Source organism: Bradyrhizobium sp. (assembly GCF_028868675.1).
GTDB lineage: Bacteria > Pseudomonadota > Alphaproteobacteria > Rhizobiales > Xanthobacteraceae > Bradyrhizobium.
Window position 1 is genome coordinate 73,891 of sequence record NZ_JAGWUA010000001.1, and the last position, 20,592, is coordinate 94,482.

A 20,592-nucleotide genomic window follows, 5' to 3' on the forward strand; every position below is an offset into this window, starting at 1 on the left:
GCGCGCCCCTGATATCGGGCATGGCCGGAATTGGCAAGGACAAGCCGGCCCGCGCGGCCGGTCAGGCGCCCCAGCGCGACCAGAATCCGCGCCAGCCGCCGGCCTGGGCCTTGGGCGTGCCGATTTGTTCCGTAAATTCATCGCTCGGCCCCTCGTCGTCGATTCCGGGGTCATCGGGCGGCCGGACGATCGGGATCACGGCCGGGATCGGCATCGGTGCGGGCTTGCCGAGATCGGCGCGGGCGCGGAACACCGGTGTGGCGGCAGGCGGCGATGATTCGGCGGGTACTGCGGCCGGTTTTGCCGGCTCGGCGGCGGTTTCGGAAGGCCTTGCCGGCGGCGGCGCGTTGTCCTGTTCGGGCGCTGGCACTGGCTCCGCCAGTGCCTCCGGGGGCGAGGTCGGCTGACTTTCCTGACTTGCGACCCGCTTCGGTGGCGGTGCGGCGAGCATGGCTTCCTCGAACGCCGAGGATTCGATCGCGGGCCCCTTGTCCGACGGCAGGCTCGCCACCGGCGTCTGCCACTGGAACGCGTCGAGACGGCCCGTGACCGGAGAGACCGGACGCCAGCGGTCGCTGACATAGCCGTCCGCGGTCCAGGCCGGATCATGGCGGGCACGCACCGCGCACAGGGTCCAGGCGCGCGCCCGGCCGGAATCGCCATGCTCGGTGCGCTCGACCTCGGCCATCAGCAGCGCGACGCGCTGGGTGGGATCGTCGACGAACGGCGCCAGCGCCGCCCGCGCGCGGGCGAATTCCGACGCATCGATCGCGGCCCGCGCGATCGCCAGCGCACCCTCGACATGGCCCGGCGTCCTGGCGGCAAGGGTCTCGACCCGCTGCAGCCGCTGACGCGCGGAATCGCCGAGCTTCACATGCGCATAGGCGTCCGCGAGATCGGGATGCGGCTGCGCCAGCCAGGCGGCGTCCACCAGCTTCATCGCGCGGCGGACCTGATGCTGTTCGCTTTCGAATTTCGCGGCGAGCACGGCGGCGGGCACCAGCGTCGGCGCGAGCTTCACCGCCTCCATCACGCTTTCGCGCGCGACGTCGCGGTCCATCGTCTCCAGTTCCAGCGCGCGCGCGGTGAGCAGCACGCCGCGCTGCCTCCGCCACGTCGCCTTGTCGATCAGGCCGGCGGAGAGATTGGAATCGAGGATCGCGAGCGCACCGCTCCAGTCGCTGCGCGCGCAGCGGAAGCCGAGCACCGCATGCGAGGCCCAGGTCGAGGACGGCGACAGCTTGATCGCTTCCTCCGCGATCATCACCGCGGTCACGGCGTCGTCGGCGCGCTGCGCCTCGATGAACAGGCCGCGCAGGCCGAGCAGGCGCGTATCCTCGCGCTCGGCCATAGCCCGGAAGACGCGCTGCGCCTCGTCGCGATTGCCTTCGAGCTGCGCCGACTGCGCGTGCAGGAGCAGCGCGAGCGGATCGCCCGGCGCGTGCCGGCGCGCAGCCTCGGCATGCCGACGTGCGGCCGCGGAATCGCCGTGACCGATCGCGAGCAGGCCGTGAGTGATGGCGTGACGGCCGCGTTCGTGGCGGCGCTCATGGCGGCGGCGGCGGATCCGCGCCGGCGTGCGCCAGATCGCGCTCAACAGGCTCCAGAGCAAGACCGCGGCCACCGCGACGGTGCCGAGCCCGAGCGCGAACACGGGTATCGTCGTGACGACGCGCCAGCCGCCCCAGCTCAGCGTGACATCGCCGGTCTGGTCGGCGACCCAGGCCGCGCCGGCCGCAGCCAGCGCGATCAGAACGAGAAACAAGATGATGCGAAGCATGAAATTCCCGTCGAGAAGGCGCTTCCTATTGAGACGATTTTGCGAGATCGGCCATGGCGTCGTCAGCGAACTTGCGGGAGGCGGCGAGTGCGGCCTCACGCGCATCGGTCTTTTCGAGCCAGGCCTGCGCCGGCATGCGGTCGGCGGCGGGCATCGCCCTCAGCTCGCGCCGCGCCTCGTTGAAATCGTTGCGCAGCGCCGCCGCAGTCACCCGCGCGACCGCCGCGCCGCGGCCGTTGCCGGCACCGTCGGTGCGCTCGATGCGAACCAGCTTGGCCGCGCCCGCCTGCAGCCGGTCGACGATCCCGCTGCCGCTGGTCTGCGGCTCCGCCGGCGGCGACAGTTTTGGCACGATGGTGAGCAGCTCGCGGCTCAGCGCCACCGGGCTCGGAATGCCCGATGCGGCGAAGGCGTCGAGCGGCTTCAGCACGTTGCGGTCGGCGGCGAAGGATCCGGCTGCCGCAAGCTGCGCGGCGTAAGCATCGCCGTGACGAACGGCGACGTCGAGCAGCGTCGCCGCCACCACGCGGCGCAACGGCTTGTCGTCGGCAGGTCTTGCATCGGCGATCTTCTCGCCCTGCTGCGCCAGCTCGGCGCGCTCGCTCCGGCTCGTGCGCTCGAGTCGGGCGATGCGCTCGTTGATCGCGGCGAGATCCGGCGCCGCGGCGCCGTCACGCGGCGCGGCTTTTGCGTCGTTCAAAGCGCCCGCAAGCTTGTCGGATTGGGTCCGCAGACCGGCAATGTCGTTGCGCAACGCGCCGAGCGACTTCTCCAGCCCGTCAATGCGCGCGGCCACGGCCGGGTCGACAGCGGCCGACTTACCGAGCTTGACCTCGACATCGGCCACGCGCCCGCTCAGCGCATCGATGGTCGCAGTCGTGACTTGCGGCGCGGTGGGCGGCGCCTGCACGGCGGGCCAGCCCAGCATCCAGCCCACTGCGATCACCAGCGCCGCCGCCACTGCGCCGGAGAACGGCGCGATCACCCACGGCGATACCGGCGCGGGCGGAACGGCGAGCCTGGCTGCGGCAGGCTCCGGCTCGGCCGCATCAGTCTTGGCGTCATCAGACTTGACCTCATCAGACTTGGCTTCTCCAGACCTGGCTTCTTCAGACGCGAGCTGCGGCTCGGGCTGCGCCTCGCCGGCGGCCTGCTGCGGCTGGGTGGAGACTTCGGTCGCCTCCAAATCGATGGTGGGCGGCGTGCGCTTGGCACGGCCCGGCTCCAATCCTGCGTCTTCAGGCTTGTCATCGGCCATCGCCACGTTTCCCTTAAACCTTGCAAAGCGGCGCCTTCGATCGCTGGACCGTTCGATCGGATTCGGCCCGTCCTCTTACGCCAATCGGGTACGCAAAGCACGCTCCAAGGTACCAAATAAGGCATTTTCGTCCGGCGCAGCCGCGACCGCGACTTGCGATGCGCCGGCCTCGCGCAGGACGCCGGCAACGGCCTCGGACAGGCAGCATTGCGGGATTGCGAGCGCGGTGATTTCGACGCCCTCGGCACGCGCCGCCTCCAGGAAGGCCTGCGCGCTGCGCCGGGAGTAGTGCAGGACGGCCTGGATGCGATGGGCCGCAAAACCGTCGCAGACGTCGCGAGGCAGATGCCTGACCGGCGCCATGCGGTAGGCGGTCTGCGTCACGACCTCAAATCCCTCGGCACCGAGTTCGCCGGCGAGGTCGCGCGACAGGTCGGCGCCGGCAAGATAGAGCAGCCTGCCTTTCTTCTTCAGCAGCTTGTTGCGCGCACTCTCGCGCACCTTGTCCCGCAACGCCGCCGCGTCGCCGCCGGCGACGATCACCGCTGCAAAACCGGCGGCGCGAGCGGAAGCGGCCGTGTGCTCGCCGACGGCGAACAGGGGCAGCTTCTTTAGATTGCGATCCTGCAATTGCGGCGCGATGGACCGGATCGCGTTCGCGGAGGTGACCATGATGCCGTCGTAGCCGGCCTCGCTGTCGTGACGGAAGGGAATCGGCTCGAACTTGAGCGCGGGCGCCAGCAGCACGTCGTGACCCCGCGCGCGCAGGCCGGCCGCGGTGCTCTCGTTGTCAGGATGCGGCCGTGTGACAAGGATGGCCATGATCTCGGTTCCCGGCGCGTCGCAGTCGAGCTTCCGGGGGATGCGCCGCAAACGACGATCGCGAACCACGATTGCAAGTCGTCATTGCAGGTCTCGATTGCGCTCGGCAACCCCGGGATGCTACCGGACTTACCAGAACTCTGCTTTCCGGATGAGTGCAAGGGCGCAAATTGGATAACAATTCGCCAATGCTGGTGCTGGGCATCGAGACCACCTGCGACGAGACCGCCGCGGCGGTGGTCGAGCGCGCGCCCGACGGCAGCGGAAAGATCCTGTCCAACATCGTGCGTTCGCAGATCGAGGAACACGCCCGCTTCGGCGGCGTGGTGCCGGAGATCGCCGCGCGTGCCCATGTCGACCTGCTCGACGGTATCATCGGCCGCGCCATGAACGAGGCCGGGATCGGCTTTGCACAGCTCGCGGGCGTCGCCGCCGCGGCGGGCCCTGGCCTGATCGGCGGCGTGATCGTCGGGCTCACCACGGCCAAGGCGATCGCGATGGTGCACGACACGCCGCTGATCGCAGTGAACCATCTCGAGGCGCATGCGCTGACGCCGCGGCTGACCGACGCCCTCGACTTTCCCTATTGCCTGTTCCTCGCCTCCGGCGGTCACACCCAGATCGTCGCCGTGACCGGCGTCGGCCAGTATGTCCGGCTCGGCACCACCGTCGACGACGCGATCGGCGAGGCCTTCGACAAAGTCGCGAAGATGCTGGGGCTACCTTATCCGGGCGGGCCGCAGGTCGAACGCGCCGCGGTGAGCGGCGATGCGGCGCGGTTCGCATTTCCCCGGCCGATGCAGGGACGCAGCGACGCCAACTTCTCGCTATCGGGCTTGAAGACGGCGGTGCGCTATGAGGCGAACCGGCTCATCCCGCTGGAGCAGCAGGACGTCAACGATCTCTGCGCAAGCTTCCAGGCCGCCGTGCTGGAATCGACCGCGGACCGCCTGAGCGTAGGCCTGAAGCTGTTCCGCGAGCAATTCGGCGCGCCGCATGCGCTGGTGGCCGCCGGCGGCGTCGCCGCCAACCAGGCGATCCGCGGCGCGCTGCAGGACGTCGCGGATCAGACGCAGACCCGCCTCATCATGCCGCCGCCGGCACTGTGCACCGACAACGGCGCGATGATCGCCTGGGCCGGAGCCGAGCGCCTCGCGCTCGGCATGACCGATACGATGGAGGCGCAGCCCCGGGCGCGCTGGCTGCTCGATGCCAATGCCACAGCGCCCGCCGGCTTCGCTCACACGCGTGCAGGATTTTAGCAGGTTCGCATGCACAATCGTCGTCGCCGAGCGAAGTTCACCTCGCCCCGCTTGCGGGAAGAGGTCGGATTGCATCGGCGATGCAATCCGGGTGAGGGGGATTCTCCACGAATCCAGCTCTCGCCGTCCTCGTGGAAACTCCCCCTCACCCCGACCCTCTCCCCGCGAGCGGGGAGAGGGGTTGACGGGGGCACGTGATGGCCGCGTTCCAGTCCGTCGCAGTGATCGGCGCGGGCGCCTGGGGCACGGCGCTCGCAACCGTTGCCGCGCGCGCGGGGCGGCAGGTCACGCTGTGCGCGCGCAATGCCGAGCATGCGGCGCGGATCGCGGCGACCCGCGCCAATCCGCGGCTGCCGGGCATGCGGCTTGACCCGGCCATCGTGGTCACCAGCGAGATGGCGCTGGCTGCGCGCGCGGACATCCTGCTGATCGCGACGCCGGCACAGCATCTGCGCGGCGCCGTCAACCTATTGGCGTCTCATCTCACGAGGCCAGTGCCGCTGATCGCCTGCGCCAAGGGCATCGAGCACGGCACGCACAAATTCATGACCGAGGTGATCGCGGAGGCCGCGCCGAATGCGCAGCCGGCAATTCTGTCGGGACCGAGCTTTGCCGACGACGTCGCTCGCCGCCTACCGACCGCGGTGACGCTGGCCGCCAAGGATGAGGCGCTTGCGAGCGCGCTGGTCCAGGCGCTGGGTTCGCCGACCTTCCGGCCCTATCACGCGACCGACGTGCGCGGCGTCGAGATCGGCGGCGCGGCGAAGAACGTGCTGGCGATCGCGGTCGGCATCGCGGTCGGACGCAGGCTCGGCGCCTCCGCGCAGGCGGCGCTGACCACGCGCGGTTTTGCCGAGCTCGCCCGCTTCGGCCGCAGTTTCGGCGCGCGCGGCGAGACGTTGATGGGCCTTTCCGGCCTTGGCGACCTGATCCTGACCTGCTCGAGCCCGCAGTCGCGCAATTTTGCGCTGGGGCTGGCGCTCGGCCGCGGCGAGAAGCCGCCGGCCGGCAAGCTTGCCGAGGGCGAGTCTACCGCGCCCGTGCTGATCGAGCTTGCCGCTTCGCAAAATATCGAGATGCCGGTATCACAGTCGGTGGCGGCGATCCTGAGCGGCAGGATTTCGATCGACGCCGCGATCGAGGGATTGTTGACGCGCCCCTTCAAGGCGGAGGAATGAGCATGGCGTACTGGCTGGTGAAATCCGAGCCGTCGGTCTGGTCGTGGGATCAGCAGGTCGCAAAGGGCGTCAAGGGCGAGGCCTGGACCGGCGTGCGCAACTTCACCGCGCGCCAGAACCTCGTGAACATGAAGAAGGGCGACAAGGCGTTCTTCTATCATTCCAACGAGGGCAAGGAGATCGTCGGCATCGCCGAGGTCATCAGGGAAGCCTACCCCGATGCGACCGACAAGACCGGGAAATTCGTCTGCGTCGACATCAGGGCCGACAAGCCCTTGAAGACGCCGGTGACGATGGTCGCGATCAAGGCCGAGAAGAAGCTCGCCGCCATGGCGCTGGTGAAATATTCGCGCCTGTCGGTGCAGCCGGTGACGCCGGACGAATGGAAGCTCGTCTGCAAGATGGGCGGGCTATAAGGCTCAGACCGCCGCCGTCGCCACCACCTGCGCCAGAAGCTGCTCGCGCTTGGACTGCGAGCGCTGGCCCTTCATGGTCGCGGCGAAGCGCTCGAGGATGCCGTCCTCGAACGCGGTCACGATGGTGTCGTGCACGTAGCTCTTGCGGCAGATCGCCGGCGTGTTGGAGAGCTGGTCGGCCGCGGCGCGGATGGCGTCGAGCACCTGCTTCTTGCGGCCGCGCTGGCTGGTCGCCGGCGTGATCCGCGACAGCGATTCCACCACGACCGCCGACGCCATCAGCGTGCGAAAATCCTTCAGCGAAATCTTGATGCCGGCGATCTCGCGCAGGAAGGCGTTGACCTGCGTGGTGTTGACCGCGCGCACGGTGCCGGAGGCGTCGCGATACTGGAACATGCGCTTGCCCGGCACGCCGCGCAAAATGCCGATGGCGCGCACGAGCTTGGCCGCGTCGCACTCCTTGCGCACGGCCTTGCCGCCCTTGGCCTTGAAGGTCAGCACGAAGCTGTCGTCTTCCAGCGTGACGTTGGACTTCAGCAGCGTGGTGGCGCCGCGGGTGCCGTTGAGCCGGGCATAGGATTCGTTGCCGGGACGGATCGCGGTGCGCGCGATCAGCTCGATCACGGCCGAAAGCGCGAATTCGCGCGTCGGCTCCTCGCCCGACAGGTGCATCGAGACGTTGCGCCGGATTTTCGGCAGTGCGCCGACGAGTTTGGCCAGCCGGTGCGCCTTGCGCTGCTCGCGCACCTTCTCCCAATCGGCGTGGTAGCGGTATTGCAGCCGGCCTGCGGCATCGCGTCCCACCGCCTGCAGATGCGAGTTCGGATCGGCCGAGTAACGGACCTCGCGGTAGGCCGGCGGCACCGCCATGGCATGCAGCCGGCGGATGACGCGGGCGTCGCGGATATGGGCACCGTTGGGACGGACGAAGGAATAGCCCTTGCCGCGCTTGATCCGGCGGATGGTGAGCTCGTTCTGGTCGCCGAGACGCAGCCCCAGCTCCTTGGCCAGCGTCTCCACGGACGCGGCAGGGACCGCGTCGAACGATTTTTTCGGGGTCGGGCGCCGGAAACCGGTCGGCTTGGGCCATTGCCCGAGCGCCTTCGCCAGCGCAATGGCGGCCGGATCGGCTGACGCGGGCTCGATCGTCCCGAGATTCTGCTGATCCATCATAGCCTTACGCCTCTAGCTCCACCTGTTGCCGGTCAATACCGCCGGTTTGAGTTTTGTTCCGACGAACCTCTTCGGGCTCGGGGAGGCCATTTAGGGGGTTCCGAAGGCTATTGCGAGTCCCGAATCTGTGAGACACGGTTACTAAATACCTCTTCGCATCGTATGGTGCCCCGCGCAGGCCGGTTCCGAAGAGTTCGGTAAAGAAGTGCCGCCGGCCTCCGCGACACCCTGCCGAGTTGCGACAGGCGCCCTCACCGACCTTGATCTTCCGCATGGCCGCGTGACCGCCGAAGGTCCAACTTGTCCTTCTTGCCGGGTCCGGTTAGCCCGACGCATAATTTGAATACTGATGTCGGCGTTGCGTTGAGCTTGCCGCTTGTGGAGGGAAACATGTCCGAGAAGATCTACGATGTGCCCGCTGAATGGGCGAAGCGCGCCTGGGTCGATCAGACCAAGTACAAGGAGATGTATGCGCGCTCGATCTCGGATCCGAACGGCTTCTGGGCCGAGCATGCCAAGCGCATCGACTGGATGAAGGCGCCGACCAGAATCGAGAACGTCTCCTTCGCGCCCGGCAACATCTCCATCAAATGGTTCGAGGACGGCGTCCTCAACGTCGCCCACAATTGCATCGACCGGCATCTCCACAAGCGCGCCAACCAGACCGCGATCATCTGGGAAGGCGACGATCCCTCGCAGTCCAGGCACATCACCTACAAGGAGCTGCATGACGAGGTCTGCCGGATGGCCAACATCCTGCGCACCCGCAACGTCAAGAAGGGCGACCGCGTCACCATCTACCTGCCGATGATCCCCGAAGCCGCCTACGCGATGCTCGCCTGCGCGCGGATCGGCGCCATCCATTCCGTGGTGTTCGCGGGCTTCTCGCCCGACAGCCTCGCCCAGCGCATCAGCGACTGCAAATCCAGGGTGGTCATCACCGCCGACGAAGGCCTGCGCGGCGGCAAGAAGGTGCCGCTGAAAGCCAATGTCGACGCGGCGCTCGCCAAGACCGAAGGCGTCGACTGGGTCGTCGTGGTCAAGCGCACCGGCGGCAAGATCGACATGAACCCGTCGCGGGACCTCTGGTACCACGAGGCGGCCGCGATGGTGACGACCGAATGCCCGGTCGAGCACATGCACGCGGAAGACCCTCTGTTCATCCTCTATACGTCGGGCTCGACGGGAACGCCCAAGGGCGTGCTGCACACCTCGGCCGGCTATCTCGTGTTCGTGGCGATGACGCATCAATACGTCTTCGACTACCACGACGGCGACATCTACTGGTGCACCGCCGACGTCGGCTGGGTCACCGGCCACAGCTACATTCTCTACGGCCCGCTCGCCAACGGCGCCACCACGCTGATGTTCGAGGGCGTGCCGAACTATCCCGACAATTCCAGGTTCTGGAACGTCATCGACAAGCACAAGGTCAACACCTTCTACACCGCGCCGACCGCGATCCGCGCGCTGATGCAGGGCGGCGATGCGCCGGTGAAGAAGACCTCGCGCGCCTCGCTCCGCCTGCTCGGCTCGGTCGGCGAGCCCATCAATCCGGAAGCCTGGGAGTGGTACCACCGCGTCGTCGGCGACGACCGCTGCCCGATCGTCGACACCTGGTGGCAGACCGAGACCGGCGGCATCCTGATCACGCCGCTGCCCGGCGCGACCAGGCTGAAGCCGGGTTCGGCGACGCAGCCGTTCTTCGGCGTCGTGCCCGAGATCGTCGACGCCGACGGCGCCGTGCTGGAAGGCGCCGCCACCGGCAATCTCTGCCTCACCAAGTCGTGGCCGGGCCAGATGCGCACGGTCTATGGCGACCACGCCCGCTTCGAGCAGACCTACTTCTCCACCTACAAGGGCAAGTACTTCACCGGCGACGGCTGCCGGCGCGACGCCGACGGCTATTACTGGATCACCGGCCGCGTCGACGACGTCATCAACGTCTCCGGCCACCGCATGGGCACCGCCGAGGTCGAAAGCGCGCTGGTCGCGCATGACAAGGTCTCGGAGGCCGCCGTCGTCGGCTTCCCGCACGACATCAAGGGCCAGGGCATCTACGCCTATGTCACCCTGATGGCCGGCATCGAGCCGACCGAGGATCTGCGCAAGGAGCTCGTCAACTGGGTACGCAAGGAGATCGGCCCGATCGCCTCGCCGGACCAGATCCAGTTCGCGCCTGGCCTGCCGAAAACCCGCTCCGGCAAGATCATGCGCCGCATCCTGCGCAAGATCGCCGAGGACGAACCGTCGAGCCTGGGCGACACCTCGACGCTGGCCGATCCCGCCGTGGTCGACGATCTCGTCAAGAACCGGCAGAACCGCAAGCAGACGTCGACGTAGGTCCTCTCGTGCCCCGGATGCGGCGCAGCGCTCCCGGCGATGCGCAGCATCGTCCGATGCGGTGCGCTGCTGATCCGGGGCCCATACCTTGTGCACATCCGGGTCCCGGCTCTGCGGCGCGGCACTCCGCACCGCGCCGCGTCCGGGACACGAGACCATCGATATCCCGAAGAGACTCGCCCGCCGCATGTCGGCGACACTCACGCACTTGTCAGGGGTGCGGCGATGCCTGCCGTATCTTTCCCGCCGAGTGTTGTTTTCAGGTCATTTACTTTAATTCGAACATTTCCTTTGTTCCCTCTGCCGGGAACCCTCAGACGGCCGCACGTGGCAACCATTCGGTTAACAGGCGCGGTTGAGAATATCTGGGTGCGCCGGCCATTGCCGGATTTTTGCGAAATTCGACGGCCCGTTCGGGGCAGCAAAGCGGAAGCGGAGCGATTGATGTCGATGAGGATTGCGGTGGCGCTGGCCGCCACCATCGGGGCAGGGATCTTGATGTCGACGGCGGCCGAGGCGCGGCCGGAGCTGGTCGGGATGCATTCGGCGGAATACTCGCCAGGTACCATCGTGGTCAAAACCAACGAGCGGCGGCTCTATCTCATCCTCGATACCGGCCACGCCATGCGCTACCCCGTCGGCGTCGGCAAGTCGGGCAAGCAATGGGCCGGCACCACGAGGATCGACGGCAAGTACCGCAACCCGGCCTGGTCGCCGCCCAGCGAGGTGAAGCGCGACAAGCCGAACATACCCGACGTCATCCCCGGCGGGTCGCCGCGCAATCCGATGGGCGTCGCCGCGATGACTCTGGCCGGCGGCGAATACGCGATCCACGGCACCAACGTGCCGGGCTCGGTCGGCGGCTTCGTCTCCTACGGCTGCATCCGCATGCTGAACCCGGACATCACCGATCTCTTCCAGCGCGTGTCCGTCGGCACCACGGTGGTCGTGACGCGCTGACGGTCGATCAAGATCGCTGTCCATGAAAGCCGCGCGTCTGCGCGGCTTTTTCATTGCCAGAAGCGCCAGCCCCTGGCGCACCAGCCTTCGCGGTGACCGCCGTCATAGGCGCGCGCGTGGCCGGCCGCGAGCAAGGCCGCCGACACGTTGGCGGTCCGCCTGGTCGCGACATCGGCGACGATCCGGCCCTGATACTTGTCGGGACCGACGTTGTAGATCGACACGCCGCCCTGGCCGAGCAGGCCCTTCAGCGCATCGGTCGCCGCCTCGGCCTTGTCGAACTCTTGCTTGCAGGACGCCTTCAGCTCGGGCGCATCGATGCCGCGCAGGCGAACGCGGGTGACGAGATCATGGCCCTGCAACCGCACGTGCGCGACGAAGGTGTCGCCGTCGATCGTGCGGATGACGTCGACGGGATGATGCGCCCCGGGCTCGCCGGCGCGCTGCAGGACGATTTCAGAATCCTGCGACCCGCCCTCGGTCGAATGCGGGACGGACGGATTGACCCAGTGCCGTCCCGGCAGCACGACGACCAGCACGACGGCAACCACGAACATCCACGGCAACAGCGCCGAGAACCTGCGGCCGAACGGCGAGGTGCGGAAGGACGGCCGGTAAGCGCTGATTCGCTCGTTGGGAAGCATCGACCGACGCTAGGACCGAAAAGGGTCGGCCGACAAGGCGCGGTGGGGAGTCAGAAGTCCGAGGCGATGCCCTTGCTTTCCCAGTCGCCATAGCGCGTGGGTTCCGGTCCCTTCGGACCCTGCAGCTCCTTCGGTGCAACCCGGGAATTGGCCGCGGCCGCCTGCCGGCGAGCCTCGGCTTCCGCCAGCGCACGCTGGGCGGCCGGCGACAAGGGCTTGCGCGGCGGTTGGGCGGAGGTTGAGGGATCGTCGCTCATGGCGGACTTCCTAGCGCAGGATCGCGTCCCGCGCGATCCAAAAAACACGCCCCTGGGCAGGAGATCGTCGCCGAGGCCAAGAATTCCAGAGGCGATTCTTACATTTGGCATATTCGCATGCCACAGCTGTGGCTTCTCAAGGCATGCGCCCTCGCGGCGGAACTGCCGCCCACGTGAACCTTGCCCGCCGCATGCCCCCGCAACGTTTTGCTCCTCCATCCGAAGTGCCCGGCCTCGCTGCGCGACGAATCGCGGCCGACATCGTCGACGGCGTGCTGCACAAGCACCGCACGCTCGACGATCAGCTCGACGGTGCCGGCGCCCATCCCGGCCTGAAGTCGCTCGCCGATCGTGACCGCGCACTGATGCGCCGCCTCGTCGCTACCGTCCTGCGCCGGCTCGGCACGCTCGGCCATGTGCTGTCACGGCTGCTCGACAAGGGCATTCCCTCCGAGGCGCCGCGGGCGCAGAGCGCGCTCCTGGTCGGCGCCGCGCAGATCCTCTGGATGGACGTTCCCGATCACGCCGCGGTCGATCTCTCGGTCCGGCTGGTGCAGTCCGACCGGCGCGCCGCGCGCTATGCCGGCCTCGTCAACGCCGTGCTGCGGCGCTGCGCCCGCGAGGGCAAGGCGCTGGTCGAGGAAGTGGCCGACAAATCACTGGACGTGCCGCCGTGGCTGCTCGCGCGCTGGACCGCGCATTATGGCGAGGCAACCGCAGCCGACATGGTCCGCGCGCTCGGCCACGAGCCCTCGCTCGATCTCACGGTGAAGTCGGAGCCCGCGCAATGGGCCAACCGCATGCATGGCGAGGTGCTGCCGACCGGAACGGTGCGCACCCTGCTGCACGGCTCGGTGACCATGCTGCCCGGATTTGCCGAGGGCCAGTGGTGGGTGCAGGACGCCGCCGCCGCCTTGCCGGCAAGGCTGTTCGGCGACGTCGCCGGCAAGGCCATTGCCGATCTCTGCGCCGCCCCCGGCGGCAAGACGGCGCAACTGGCGCATGCCGGCGCTTTGGTCACCGCGGTCGACCGTTCGCCGGCCCGCGTGGCGCGGCTGCGCGAAAATCTCGCACGGCTGTCGCTTCAGGCCCAGACCGTGGTCGCCGACGCCGTGGAATGGCCGGGGCCCGCGGAAGGTTTCGACGGCATTCTGGTCGACGCGCCCTGCACCTCGACCGGCACCATCCGCCGTCATCCCGACGTGGCCTGGCTGCGCCAGGAATCCGACCTCGCCGCGCTGAGCGCGCTTCAGCAGCGGCTTCTGCGAAAGTCGGTGTCACTGCTCAGGCCCGGCGGGATGCTGGTGTACTGCACCTGCTCGCTGGAACCCGAAGAAGGCGAGCAGGCGGTCGCGGCCCTGCTGTCGGCCGAACCGGACATGCGGCGGGTGCCGATCGCGGCATCCGAGGTCGCGGGTCTTGCCGAGATCGTCACCAGGGACGGCGACCTGCGCACCCTGCCCTGCCATCTCCCGCATGCCGACCCGAGGCTCGGCGGGCTCGACGGGTTCTACGCCGCCCGGCTCGTTAAATCCTGATTTTGCACTGGATTTCGTCCCCGCGGCACTGATTCGCGCGGTTTCAAGATGGTGTCAGGCGGCCGAATTTGGGATTAAAAGGATTCGTCGGAATCCTCTCCCCCTTCAAGGCAAGGCGTGTCGGTCGCTCAACGCAGACGCATCTCGACGCTGGTCATGAACCGCTTCGCGCGGAGCGTACTGGCGCGCGCGAGCGGCGGATCGGTAGCGCTGTCGCGGCTGTGGCCCGGCCGTACCGACCGGCTGATCATCGCCCCGCACGATCTGCGCACGGCGGACGCCACCCGCGCCGCCGAGATCTATGCCGGACGCTTCGTCTTCGCCGGCAAGATCGTCAATTGCCACGGCCGCTCGATCTTCGATCTCGAGCCGCCCTCGGAGGACTGGGAGGTCGCGCTGCTCGGCTTCGGCTGGCTGCGCCATTTGCGCGCCGCCGACACCGCGCTGACGCGGGCGAATGCGCGGGCGCTGGTCGAGGACTGGATCTCCAATCCGAGCAACAAGCGCAGGCCGCTGGCCCGCCGCGCCGACGTGCTGGCGCGGCGCGTGATTTCGCTGTTGTCGCAGGCCCCGCTCGTGCTCGGCGACACCGACAACAAGTTCTATCGCCGTTATCTGCGAGCGCTGGCCCGCGAGATCCGCTATCTGCGCTACACCATGGTCGATATCCCGGACGGGGTGCCGCGGCTGCAGGTGCTGATCGCGCTGTGCTACGCCGCGCTGTGCCTGGCCAACCAGTCGCGGCACATCCGCAGCGCCTCGCGCAAGCTGTCCGACGAGCTGCAGCACCAGATCAGCCCCGACGGTGGACATATCTCGCGCAACCCGGGCGCGCTGATCGAGCTCCTGATCGACCTGTTGCCGCTGCGCCAGACCTTTGCCGCGCGCAACATCGCGCCGCCGCCGGCGCTGCTCAACGCCATCGACCGCATGATGCCGATGCTGCGATTCTTCCGGCACGGCGATGGCAATTTCGCGCTGTTCAACGGCATGAGCGCGACGCCCTCCGACCTGCTCGCCACGCTGCTCGCCTATGACGACACCCATGGCACGCCGATGGCGATGATGCCGCATACCGGCTTCCAGCGCCTCGATGCCGGGCAGATGACGCTGATCATCGACACCGGCCCGCCGCCGCCGGCCAATGTCAGCCAGGACGCCCACGCCGGCTGCCTGTCGTTCGAGCTGTCGTCGGGCATCAGCCGCATCGTCACCAATTGCGGCATGCCGATGACGGGCCGCGACAATTGGCGCACCTTTGCGCGCGGCACCGCGGCGCATTCGACGCTGACCTATCACGACACCTCGTCCTGCCAGTTCGTCGAGCTGTCGGCGATGAAGAAGCTGCTGCACGGCGCGCCCATCGTCAGCGGACCTTCGGCAGTCGAGAACTATCGCGAAGTCGTGCAGAACGGCACGCTGCTCACCACCTCGCATGACGGCTATCTCGCCCGCTTCGGCCTGATCCACCGGCGGGTGCTGATGGTGGCGGATGACGGCACGCGGCTCGACGGCGAGGACACGCTGTCGCCACCGCAGGGCGGGCGCATCAAGGGCGGCGACGCCGACTTCGCGCTGCGCTTCCACCTCCATCCCGCGGTGAAGGCGAGCCGGCTGTCGGACGCCCGCGGCGTCATGCTGGTACTCCCCAACCGCGACGTCTGGACCTTCGAGGCGCTCGACGACAAGGTCGACCTGGAGGACAGCGTGTTCCTCGCCGGCAATGACGGCCCGCGGCGCACCGCCCAGATCGTGATCCGCCAGGACGCCCGCCAGGCGCCCTCGATTCGCTGGAGTTTTGTGCGCTCCACCGCTTCGCCCGCGGTCACCAATGCTCGCCGCAACGCCCGGCGCGAACCGGAACTGCCGCTGTAGATGTGCTGATCCGGTCGTTGTGAACGCCGCCGAAAGCTGCTAACGAGCCCTCGCTCGCGCGACTGGCGACCTTGGATGGAGCACCATCGGGAAGCGCGGGATTTTTCTGCCGCGCGCCTGGGCATAGGTACTCCCTGAACAGAGGATCTTGCCCCATGACTGATCGTCAGACGTCCGACCATCCCCGCGGCGTCACCCGGGCACTGCTTTCCGTTTCCGACAAGACCGGCCTGATCGAGTTCGCCCGCGCGCTCGCCGCCCACGGCGTCGAGCTGGTCTCGACCGGCGGCACCGCCAAGGCGATCGCCGGCGCCGGCCTTGCCGTGAAGGACGTCTCCGAGCTCACCGGCTTTCCCGAGATGATGGACGGCCGCGTCAAGACGCTGCATCCGAAGGTTCATGGCGGCCTGCTCGCGATCCGCGACAATGCCGAGCATGCGAGCGCGATGAAAGCGCACGGCATCGCACCGATCGACCTCCTCGTCGTCAATCTCTATCCGTTCGAGGCCACGGTCGACAAAGGCGCTGCTTACGAGGACTGCATCGAGAACATCGACATCGGCGGCCCCGCGATGATCCGCGCCGCCGCCAAGAACCATGACGACGTCGCCGTCGTGGTCGAGGCGCAGGACTACAAGTCCGTGCTCGACGAGCTCACCGCCAACAACGGCGCGACCACGCTCAGGCTGCGCCGGCGGCTCGCCGCAAAGGCCTATGCCCGCACCGCGGCCTATGACGCCGCGATCTCCAACTGGTTCAACCGGCAGCTCGAGATCGAGGCGCCGGATTTCCGTGCCTTCGGCGGGCGGCTGATCCAGGCGCTGCGCTACGGCGAGAACCCGCACCAGACCGCGGCGTTCTATGCGCTGCCCGACAAGCGGCCGGGCGTCTCGACCGCGCGGCAGCTGCAGGGCAAGGAGCTTTCCTACAACAACATCAACGATACCGACGCGGCCTATGAATGCATCGGCGAGTTCGACGCCAGGCGGACTGCCGCGTGCGTGATCGTCAAGCACGCCAACCCCTGCGGCGTGGCCGAAGGCACCGACCTCGTCAGCGCCTATCGCAAGGCGCTCGCCTGCGATTCCACCTCCGCCTTCGGCGGCATCATCGCCATGAACCGACCGCTCGACGCCGACACCGCGCGCGAGATCACGAAGATCTTCACCGAGGTGATCATCGCGCCAGACGCGAGCGAGGAGGCGATCGCCATCATCGGCGCGCGCAAGAATTTGCGACTCCTGCTCGCCGGCGGCCTGCCCGACCCGCGCACCTCGGGCCTCACCGCCAAGACGGTGGCCGGCGGTCTCCTCGTGCAGAGCCGCGACAATGCCGTGGTCGACGACATGACGTTCAAGGTGGTGACAAAACGCGCTCCGACCGACACCGAGATGCGCGACCTCAAGTTTGCGTTCCGCGTTGCCAAGCACGTCAAGTCCAACACCATCATCTACGCCAGGGACCTTGCCACCGTGGGCATCGGCGCGGGTCAGATGAGTCGGGTGGATTCGGCGCGGATCGCGGCGCGCAAGGCGCAGGATGCGGCGAAGGAGCTGAAGCTCGCCGAGCCCCTGACCAGGGGCTCGGTGGTCGCCTCGGATGCGTTCTTCCCGTTTGCCGACGGCATGCTCGCCTGCATCGAGGCCGGCGCCACCGCCGTGGTGCAGCCCGGCGGCTCCATGCGCGACGACGAGGTGATCAAGGCCGCCGACGACCACGGCATCGCGATGGTGTTCACGGGCACGCGGCACTTCCGGCACTGATCTCGCGCCGCCATTTGGGGACGGCTCGCAGAGCCGGAGCGACAGCGGAGTTACTTGTCGCGCACCCGCAGCAACAGCACCAGCCCGGCGACGAAGAACACTACCAGCACGGCCATGCCGGCCTTCTGGCTCGCGGTCGCCGCGGTGATCGTCCCGATCAGCAGCGGGCCGATGAAGGACGTCACCTTGCCGGTCAGCGCGAACAGTCCAAAATACTGCGCGATACGGTCCTTCGGCGCCAGGCGGATGAGCATCGTGCGCGATGCGGCCTGCAAGGGGCCACCGGCCGCGCCGATCAGGCAGCCGAGCACGAGATAGGCCCGCTCGGCCGCGCCCGAGAACAGCGCGCCGCCCGGCTCCGGAGGCGCGACCTTCACGAACAGCACGCTGTCCCTGTCGACGAGCAGGATCGCGGCCAGCGAGAGCAGCAGCACCAGCATGCTGCCCGCGATCACGCGCTTGGGTCCCAGGAGATCGTCGAGCTTGCCGCCGAGCCAGGCGCCGAAAGCGCCGGCGATCGCCAGGAGGATGCCGAAGGTGCCGATCTGGATCGTGTGCCAGCCGAACGTGCCGGCGGCGTAGATGCCGCCGAAGGCGAACAGCGACACCAGCCCGTCGGTGTAGACCATGTTGGCGAGCAGGAAGGTCGCGATGGATTTCTGCCGCGGCAATTCGACGAGCGATTGCTTGAGCTCGGCAAGCCCCGCGCGCAGCGCTTCGCGCACCGGTCGCTTGGCCGGATAGTCCGGCGTGAACAGGAACATCGGCGTCACGAAGATGACGAACCAGAGTGCCGTGAGCGGTCCGGTGATGCGGTCGCCCTGATGGGTTGCGGGATCCAGTCCGAACAATGGCGTGACGCCGAGCAGCGTGCGGCCGGTCTCGGGATTTGCGGCAAGGAAGCCGAGCACGATGATCAGGCTGACGATGCCGCCGACATAGCCGGTGGCCCAGCCGGTGCCCGACAGTCGCCCGATCCGCTCCGGCGGCACCAGCGTCGGCATCATCGCATTGTTGAAGACGGTGGCGAACTCCGCGCCGACGCTCGCGAGCGCGAGCGCCGCGAGCAGCGGCGGGATGATGCCGGGATCGCCGGGCTTGCCGATCCACATCACGCAGGAGCCGAGCACCAGCATGGCGCCGAACGCCGCGATCCAGGGCTTGCGCCGGCCGGCGGCATCGGCGATGGCGCCCAGCACCGGCGACAGCAGCGCAATCGCCATGCCGGCAGCCGCCATCGCGAATCCCCACAGCGACTGCCCGGTCGCGGGATCGGGGGCGATGCTGGTGGCGAAATAGGGCGCGAAGACGAAGGTCGTGATCAGCGTGAAATAGGGCTGCGCCGCCCAGTCGAAGAAGATCCAGCTGACGACGGCCGCGCGCGGCGGATAGGTCGGCTGCATGTCGGCCATGCGCGCATCGGAGGCAATCGTCGTCATGTCATTCCCTATCACGAAACGGCGTTTTGCCTGTCGCGGCGCAAACCGTATAGCATTGCTGTGACGGATGCGCATTGGCGCGAAGCCGCGGCGGAATTTTGATGATGACGTTACTTTCGACACGGCGGACTGTGCTCGCCGCCGTCGCTGTCCTCGTTTGTGGCATTCTGCCCACCACGGCGCAGGACGCGCGCCGGGCCTATGTTCCTCCCGCCCTCGACACCGTCCATGCCGTCAGCGCCGAGCACGGCATGGTGGTGGCGCAGGAGAGGACCTCCGCAGAGATCGGCGCCGATATCCTCAGGCAGGGCGGCAATGCCGTCGATGCCGCGGTCGCCACCGGTTTCGCCATGGCGGTCACCTATCCGCGCGCCGGCAATATCGGCGGTGGCGGCTTCATGGTGATCCATTCCGCCGACCGCCGGGAAGACGTGGCAATCGACTATCGCGAGACGGCGCCGGCCGCGACCACGCCCGACCTCTTCCTCGGAACCGACGGCAAGCCCGACATCGCCAAATCGCGCGATTCGGCGCTCGGCATCGGCGTACCCGGAACGGTGGCCGGACTGGCGCTGGCGCTCGAAAACTTCGGCTCCGGCAAGTTCACGCTTGCCCAGTTGCTGCAGCCGGCAATCGCGCTCGCGGCCGACGGTTTTGTCCTCGCCGACGACGTCGCCGACACCCTGCCCCGCTGGCACAAGCGGCTCGCGCGCTGGTCCTCATCGGCAAGGATATTCTCGCGGCCCGACGGCACGCCGCTGCGCGACGGCGACCGGCTGGTGCAGGCCGACCTTGCCGACACGCTGTCGGCCATCGCGGCGCAGGGTCCGCGCGGCTTTTACGAGGGCGCGGTTGCCGACAAGCTCGCCCGCGCCGTCACCGACGCCGGCGGCATCATGACCGTGGACGACCTGAAGTCGTACCGGGCGGTGATCCGTGAGCCCGTGCGCGGCAGCTATCGCGGCTACGACATCGTCTCGATGCCGCAGCCCTCGTCCGGCGGCGTGGTGCTGGTGGAGGCGCTGAACATCCTGGAAGGCTTTCCGCTTGCGGACTTGAAGCAGGGCTCAGCGGCCTCGCTGCATCTGCTGATCGAGGCCATGAAGCGCGCCTACGCCGATCGCGCGCGCTATCTCGGCGATCCCGCCTTCGTCAAGGCGCCGGTCCAGACCCTGATCGCAAAGGACTATGCGGCGCGCTTGCGCGCCGGCATCGACGTCAATCGCGCCACGCCCTCGAGCGAGCTGGTGGCCGCGGCGACGCCGCCGCGCGAGGGCAGCAACACCACGCATTTTTCCGTGGTCGACGGCCGCGGCAATGCCGTGAGCAACACCACGACGCTCAATTTCAGCTACGGCGTCGGCCTCGTCGCCGACGGCACCGGCGTGCTGCTCAACAACGAGCTCGACGATTTCACCGCGGCGCCGGGCGCCGCCAATGCCTATGGCCTGGTCGGCTACGAGGCCAATCTGCCGGGTCCCGGCAAGCGTCCGCTGTCGTCGATGTCGCCGACCATCGTGCTCAGGGACGGCGAGCCGGTGCTGGTGACGGGATCGCCCGGCGGCAGCCGCATCATCTCTACCGTGCTGCAGGTGATCGTCGACGTGCTCGACTACCGGATGGACGTGGCGGCCGCCGTCGCCGCGCCGAGGCTGCATCATCAATGGCTGCCGGACGAGGTGCGCGTCGAGCACGGCTTTTCCGAGGACGCGCTGGCCGAGCTGAAGGCGAAAGGCCATCTGATCGTCGAGCCGATGGGACAGACGTCCGCCAACTCGATCGCCGTGACGGCGAACGGTCCGCGCGGCGCGCCGGATCCGCGCACGCGCGGCGCGGAAGCAGCCGGACAATAGGACTTTGGCCGGCGCGATGAGCCCGTTACGA

16 protein-coding genes and 1 riboswitch are annotated in these 20,592 nt (G+C 68.1%); of the genes, 9 read left to right on the plus strand and 7 right to left on the minus strand.

The window, feature by feature from the left end:
• Positions 1–61: 61 nt before the first annotated feature.
• The 3 genes from KGM94_RS00365 to KGM94_RS00375 form a co-directional block, all read right to left on the minus strand.
• Positions 62–1,780 (minus strand): heme biosynthesis HemY N-terminal domain-containing protein, encoded by a 1,719-nt coding sequence (locus KGM94_RS00365; RefSeq protein ID WP_300253736.1) that lies wholly within the window; start codon positions 1,778–1,780, stop codon positions 62–64.
• A gap of 25 nt (positions 1,781–1,805) precedes the next feature.
• A complete protein-coding gene (locus KGM94_RS00370) occupies positions 1,806–3,038 on the minus strand; it encodes a hypothetical protein (RefSeq protein WP_300253738.1) in 1,233 nt (410 codons plus the stop codon).
• Between the two features lie 75 nt (positions 3,039–3,113).
• Positions 3,114–3,860 (minus strand): uroporphyrinogen-III synthase, encoded by a 747-nt coding sequence (locus tag KGM94_RS00375; protein ID WP_300253740.1) that lies wholly within the window; start codon positions 3,858–3,860, stop codon positions 3,114–3,116.
• 188 nt (positions 3,861–4,048) lie between these two features.
• Here KGM94_RS00375 and tsaD point away from each other — a divergent pair, with 188 nt between their 5' ends.
• The 3 genes from tsaD to KGM94_RS00390 all read left to right on the plus strand — a co-directional run bounded on the left by tsaD (position 4,049) and on the right by KGM94_RS00390 (position 6,716).
• Positions 4,049–5,122, plus strand: a complete 1,074-nt coding sequence (gene tsaD, locus KGM94_RS00380) for a tRNA (adenosine(37)-N6)-threonylcarbamoyltransferase complex transferase subunit TsaD (RefSeq protein ID WP_300253742.1) — start codon at positions 4,049–4,051, stop codon at positions 5,120–5,122.
• 197 nt (positions 5,123–5,319) lie between these two features.
• On the plus strand, positions 5,320–6,300 hold the full coding sequence (locus KGM94_RS00385; RefSeq protein ID WP_300253744.1) for an NAD(P)H-dependent glycerol-3-phosphate dehydrogenase: 981 nt from the start codon (positions 5,320–5,322) through the stop codon (positions 6,298–6,300).
• A 2-nt stretch (positions 6,301–6,302) separates the two neighbouring features.
• A complete protein-coding gene (locus tag KGM94_RS00390) occupies positions 6,303–6,716 on the plus strand; it encodes an EVE domain-containing protein (RefSeq protein WP_300253745.1) in 414 nt (137 codons plus the stop codon).
• A gap of 3 nt (positions 6,717–6,719) precedes the next feature.
• Here KGM94_RS00390 and KGM94_RS00395 read toward each other — a convergent pair whose 3' ends face one another.
• On the minus strand, positions 6,720–7,889 hold the full coding sequence (locus tag KGM94_RS00395) for a DNA topoisomerase IB (protein ID WP_300253746.1): 1,170 nt from the start codon (positions 7,887–7,889) through the stop codon (positions 6,720–6,722).
• A 390-nt stretch (positions 7,890–8,279) separates the two neighbouring features.
• Here KGM94_RS00395 and acs point away from each other — a divergent pair, with 390 nt between their 5' ends.
• Both acs and KGM94_RS00405 read left to right on the plus strand, forming a co-directional pair.
• Positions 8,280–10,232: an acetate--CoA ligase gene (gene acs / locus KGM94_RS00400; RefSeq protein ID WP_300253748.1), complete on the plus strand. Its 1,953-nt coding sequence runs from the start codon at positions 8,280–8,282 to the stop codon at positions 10,230–10,232.
• 444 nt (positions 10,233–10,676) lie between these two features.
• On the plus strand, positions 10,677–11,192 hold the full coding sequence (locus tag KGM94_RS00405) for a L,D-transpeptidase (RefSeq protein ID WP_300253750.1): 516 nt from the start codon (positions 10,677–10,679) through the stop codon (positions 11,190–11,192).
• Between the two features lie 50 nt (positions 11,193–11,242).
• On the opposite strand, the gene KGM94_RS00410 is transcribed toward KGM94_RS00405, so the two are convergent.
• Positions 11,243–11,836, minus strand: a complete 594-nt coding sequence (locus KGM94_RS00410) for a thermonuclease family protein (protein ID WP_300253751.1) — start codon at positions 11,834–11,836, stop codon at positions 11,243–11,245.
• 50 nt (positions 11,837–11,886) lie between these two features.
• On the minus strand, positions 11,887–12,093 hold the full coding sequence (locus KGM94_RS00415) for a DUF1674 domain-containing protein (protein WP_300253753.1): 207 nt from the start codon (positions 12,091–12,093) through the stop codon (positions 11,887–11,889).
• Positions 12,094–12,284: 191 nt separating this feature from the next.
• On the opposite strand from KGM94_RS00415, the gene KGM94_RS00420 reads away from it, so the two are divergent.
• From KGM94_RS00420 to purH, 3 genes are all read left to right on the plus strand, one after another.
• Positions 12,285–13,631, plus strand: coding sequence for a transcription antitermination factor NusB (locus tag KGM94_RS00420; RefSeq protein ID WP_300253755.1), 1,347 nt, complete (start codon positions 12,285–12,287; stop codon positions 13,629–13,631).
• 156 nt (positions 13,632–13,787) lie between these two features.
• A complete protein-coding gene (locus tag KGM94_RS00425) occupies positions 13,788–15,506 on the plus strand; it encodes a heparinase II/III family protein (protein WP_300253784.1) in 1,719 nt (572 codons plus the stop codon).
• A 48-nt stretch (positions 15,507–15,554) separates the two neighbouring features.
• A riboswitch (ZMP/ZTP riboswitch) is annotated at positions 15,555–15,636 on the plus strand.
• Between the two features lie 25 nt (positions 15,637–15,661).
• A complete protein-coding gene (gene purH, locus KGM94_RS00430) occupies positions 15,662–17,269 on the plus strand; it encodes a bifunctional phosphoribosylaminoimidazolecarboxamide formyltransferase/IMP cyclohydrolase (protein WP_300253757.1) in 1,608 nt (535 codons plus the stop codon).
• A 50-nt stretch (positions 17,270–17,319) separates the two neighbouring features.
• Here purH and KGM94_RS00435 read toward each other — a convergent pair whose 3' ends face one another.
• The gene (locus KGM94_RS00435) at positions 17,320–18,708 is read right to left on the minus strand and encodes an MFS transporter (protein ID WP_300253759.1); all 1,389 of its coding nucleotides are present in this window, start codon (positions 18,706–18,708) and stop codon (positions 17,320–17,322) included.
• Positions 18,709–18,809: 101 nt separating this feature from the next.
• Here KGM94_RS00435 and ggt point away from each other — a divergent pair, with 101 nt between their 5' ends.
• Positions 18,810–20,561, plus strand: a complete 1,752-nt coding sequence (gene ggt / locus KGM94_RS00440) for a gamma-glutamyltransferase (RefSeq protein ID WP_300253761.1) — start codon at positions 18,810–18,812, stop codon at positions 20,559–20,561.
• Positions 20,562–20,592 lie beyond the last annotated feature (31 nt).

Excerpts from the sequence above, each read along its gene's own strand:
- KGM94_RS00410 (WP_300253751.1), bottom strand. The coding sequence starts at position 11,836 with ATGCTTCCCAACGAGCGAATCAGCGCTTACCGGCCGTCCTTCCGCACC.
- KGM94_RS00370 (WP_300253738.1), bottom strand. The coding sequence starts at position 3,038 with ATGGCCGATGACAAGCCTGAAGACGCAGGATTGGAGCCGGGCCGTGCC.
- ggt (WP_300253761.1), top strand. The coding sequence starts at position 18,810 with ATGATGACGTTACTTTCGACACGGCGGACTGTGCTCGCCGCCGTCGCT.
- KGM94_RS00405 (WP_300253750.1), top strand. The coding sequence starts at position 10,677 with ATGTCGATGAGGATTGCGGTGGCGCTGGCCGCCACCATCGGGGCAGGG.
- KGM94_RS00375 (WP_300253740.1), bottom strand. The coding sequence starts at position 3,860 with ATGGCCATCCTTGTCACACGGCCGCATCCTGACAACGAGAGCACCGCG.
- KGM94_RS00415 (WP_300253753.1), bottom strand. The coding sequence starts at position 12,093 with ATGAGCGACGATCCCTCAACCTCCGCCCAACCGCCGCGCAAGCCCTTG.
- tsaD (WP_300253742.1), top strand. The coding sequence starts at position 4,049 with ATGCTGGTGCTGGGCATCGAGACCACCTGCGACGAGACCGCCGCGGCG.
- KGM94_RS00365 (WP_300253736.1), bottom strand. The coding sequence starts at position 1,780 with ATGCTTCGCATCATCTTGTTTCTCGTTCTGATCGCGCTGGCTGCGGCC.
- KGM94_RS00425 (WP_300253784.1), top strand. The coding sequence starts at position 13,788 with ATGAACCGCTTCGCGCGGAGCGTACTGGCGCGCGCGAGCGGCGGATCG.
- KGM94_RS00395 (WP_300253746.1), bottom strand. The coding sequence starts at position 7,889 with ATGATGGATCAGCAGAATCTCGGGACGATCGAGCCCGCGTCAGCCGAT.
- purH (WP_300253757.1), top strand. The coding sequence starts at position 15,662 with ATGACTGATCGTCAGACGTCCGACCATCCCCGCGGCGTCACCCGGGCA.
- KGM94_RS00435 (WP_300253759.1), bottom strand. The coding sequence starts at position 18,708 with ATGACGACGATTGCCTCCGATGCGCGCATGGCCGACATGCAGCCGACC.
- acs (WP_300253748.1), top strand. The coding sequence starts at position 8,280 with ATGTCCGAGAAGATCTACGATGTGCCCGCTGAATGGGCGAAGCGCGCC.
- KGM94_RS00420 (WP_300253755.1), top strand. The coding sequence starts at position 12,285 with ATGCCCCCGCAACGTTTTGCTCCTCCATCCGAAGTGCCCGGCCTCGCT.
- KGM94_RS00385 (WP_300253744.1), top strand. The coding sequence starts at position 5,320 with ATGGCCGCGTTCCAGTCCGTCGCAGTGATCGGCGCGGGCGCCTGGGGC.
- KGM94_RS00390 (WP_300253745.1), top strand. The coding sequence starts at position 6,303 with ATGGCGTACTGGCTGGTGAAATCCGAGCCGTCGGTCTGGTCGTGGGAT.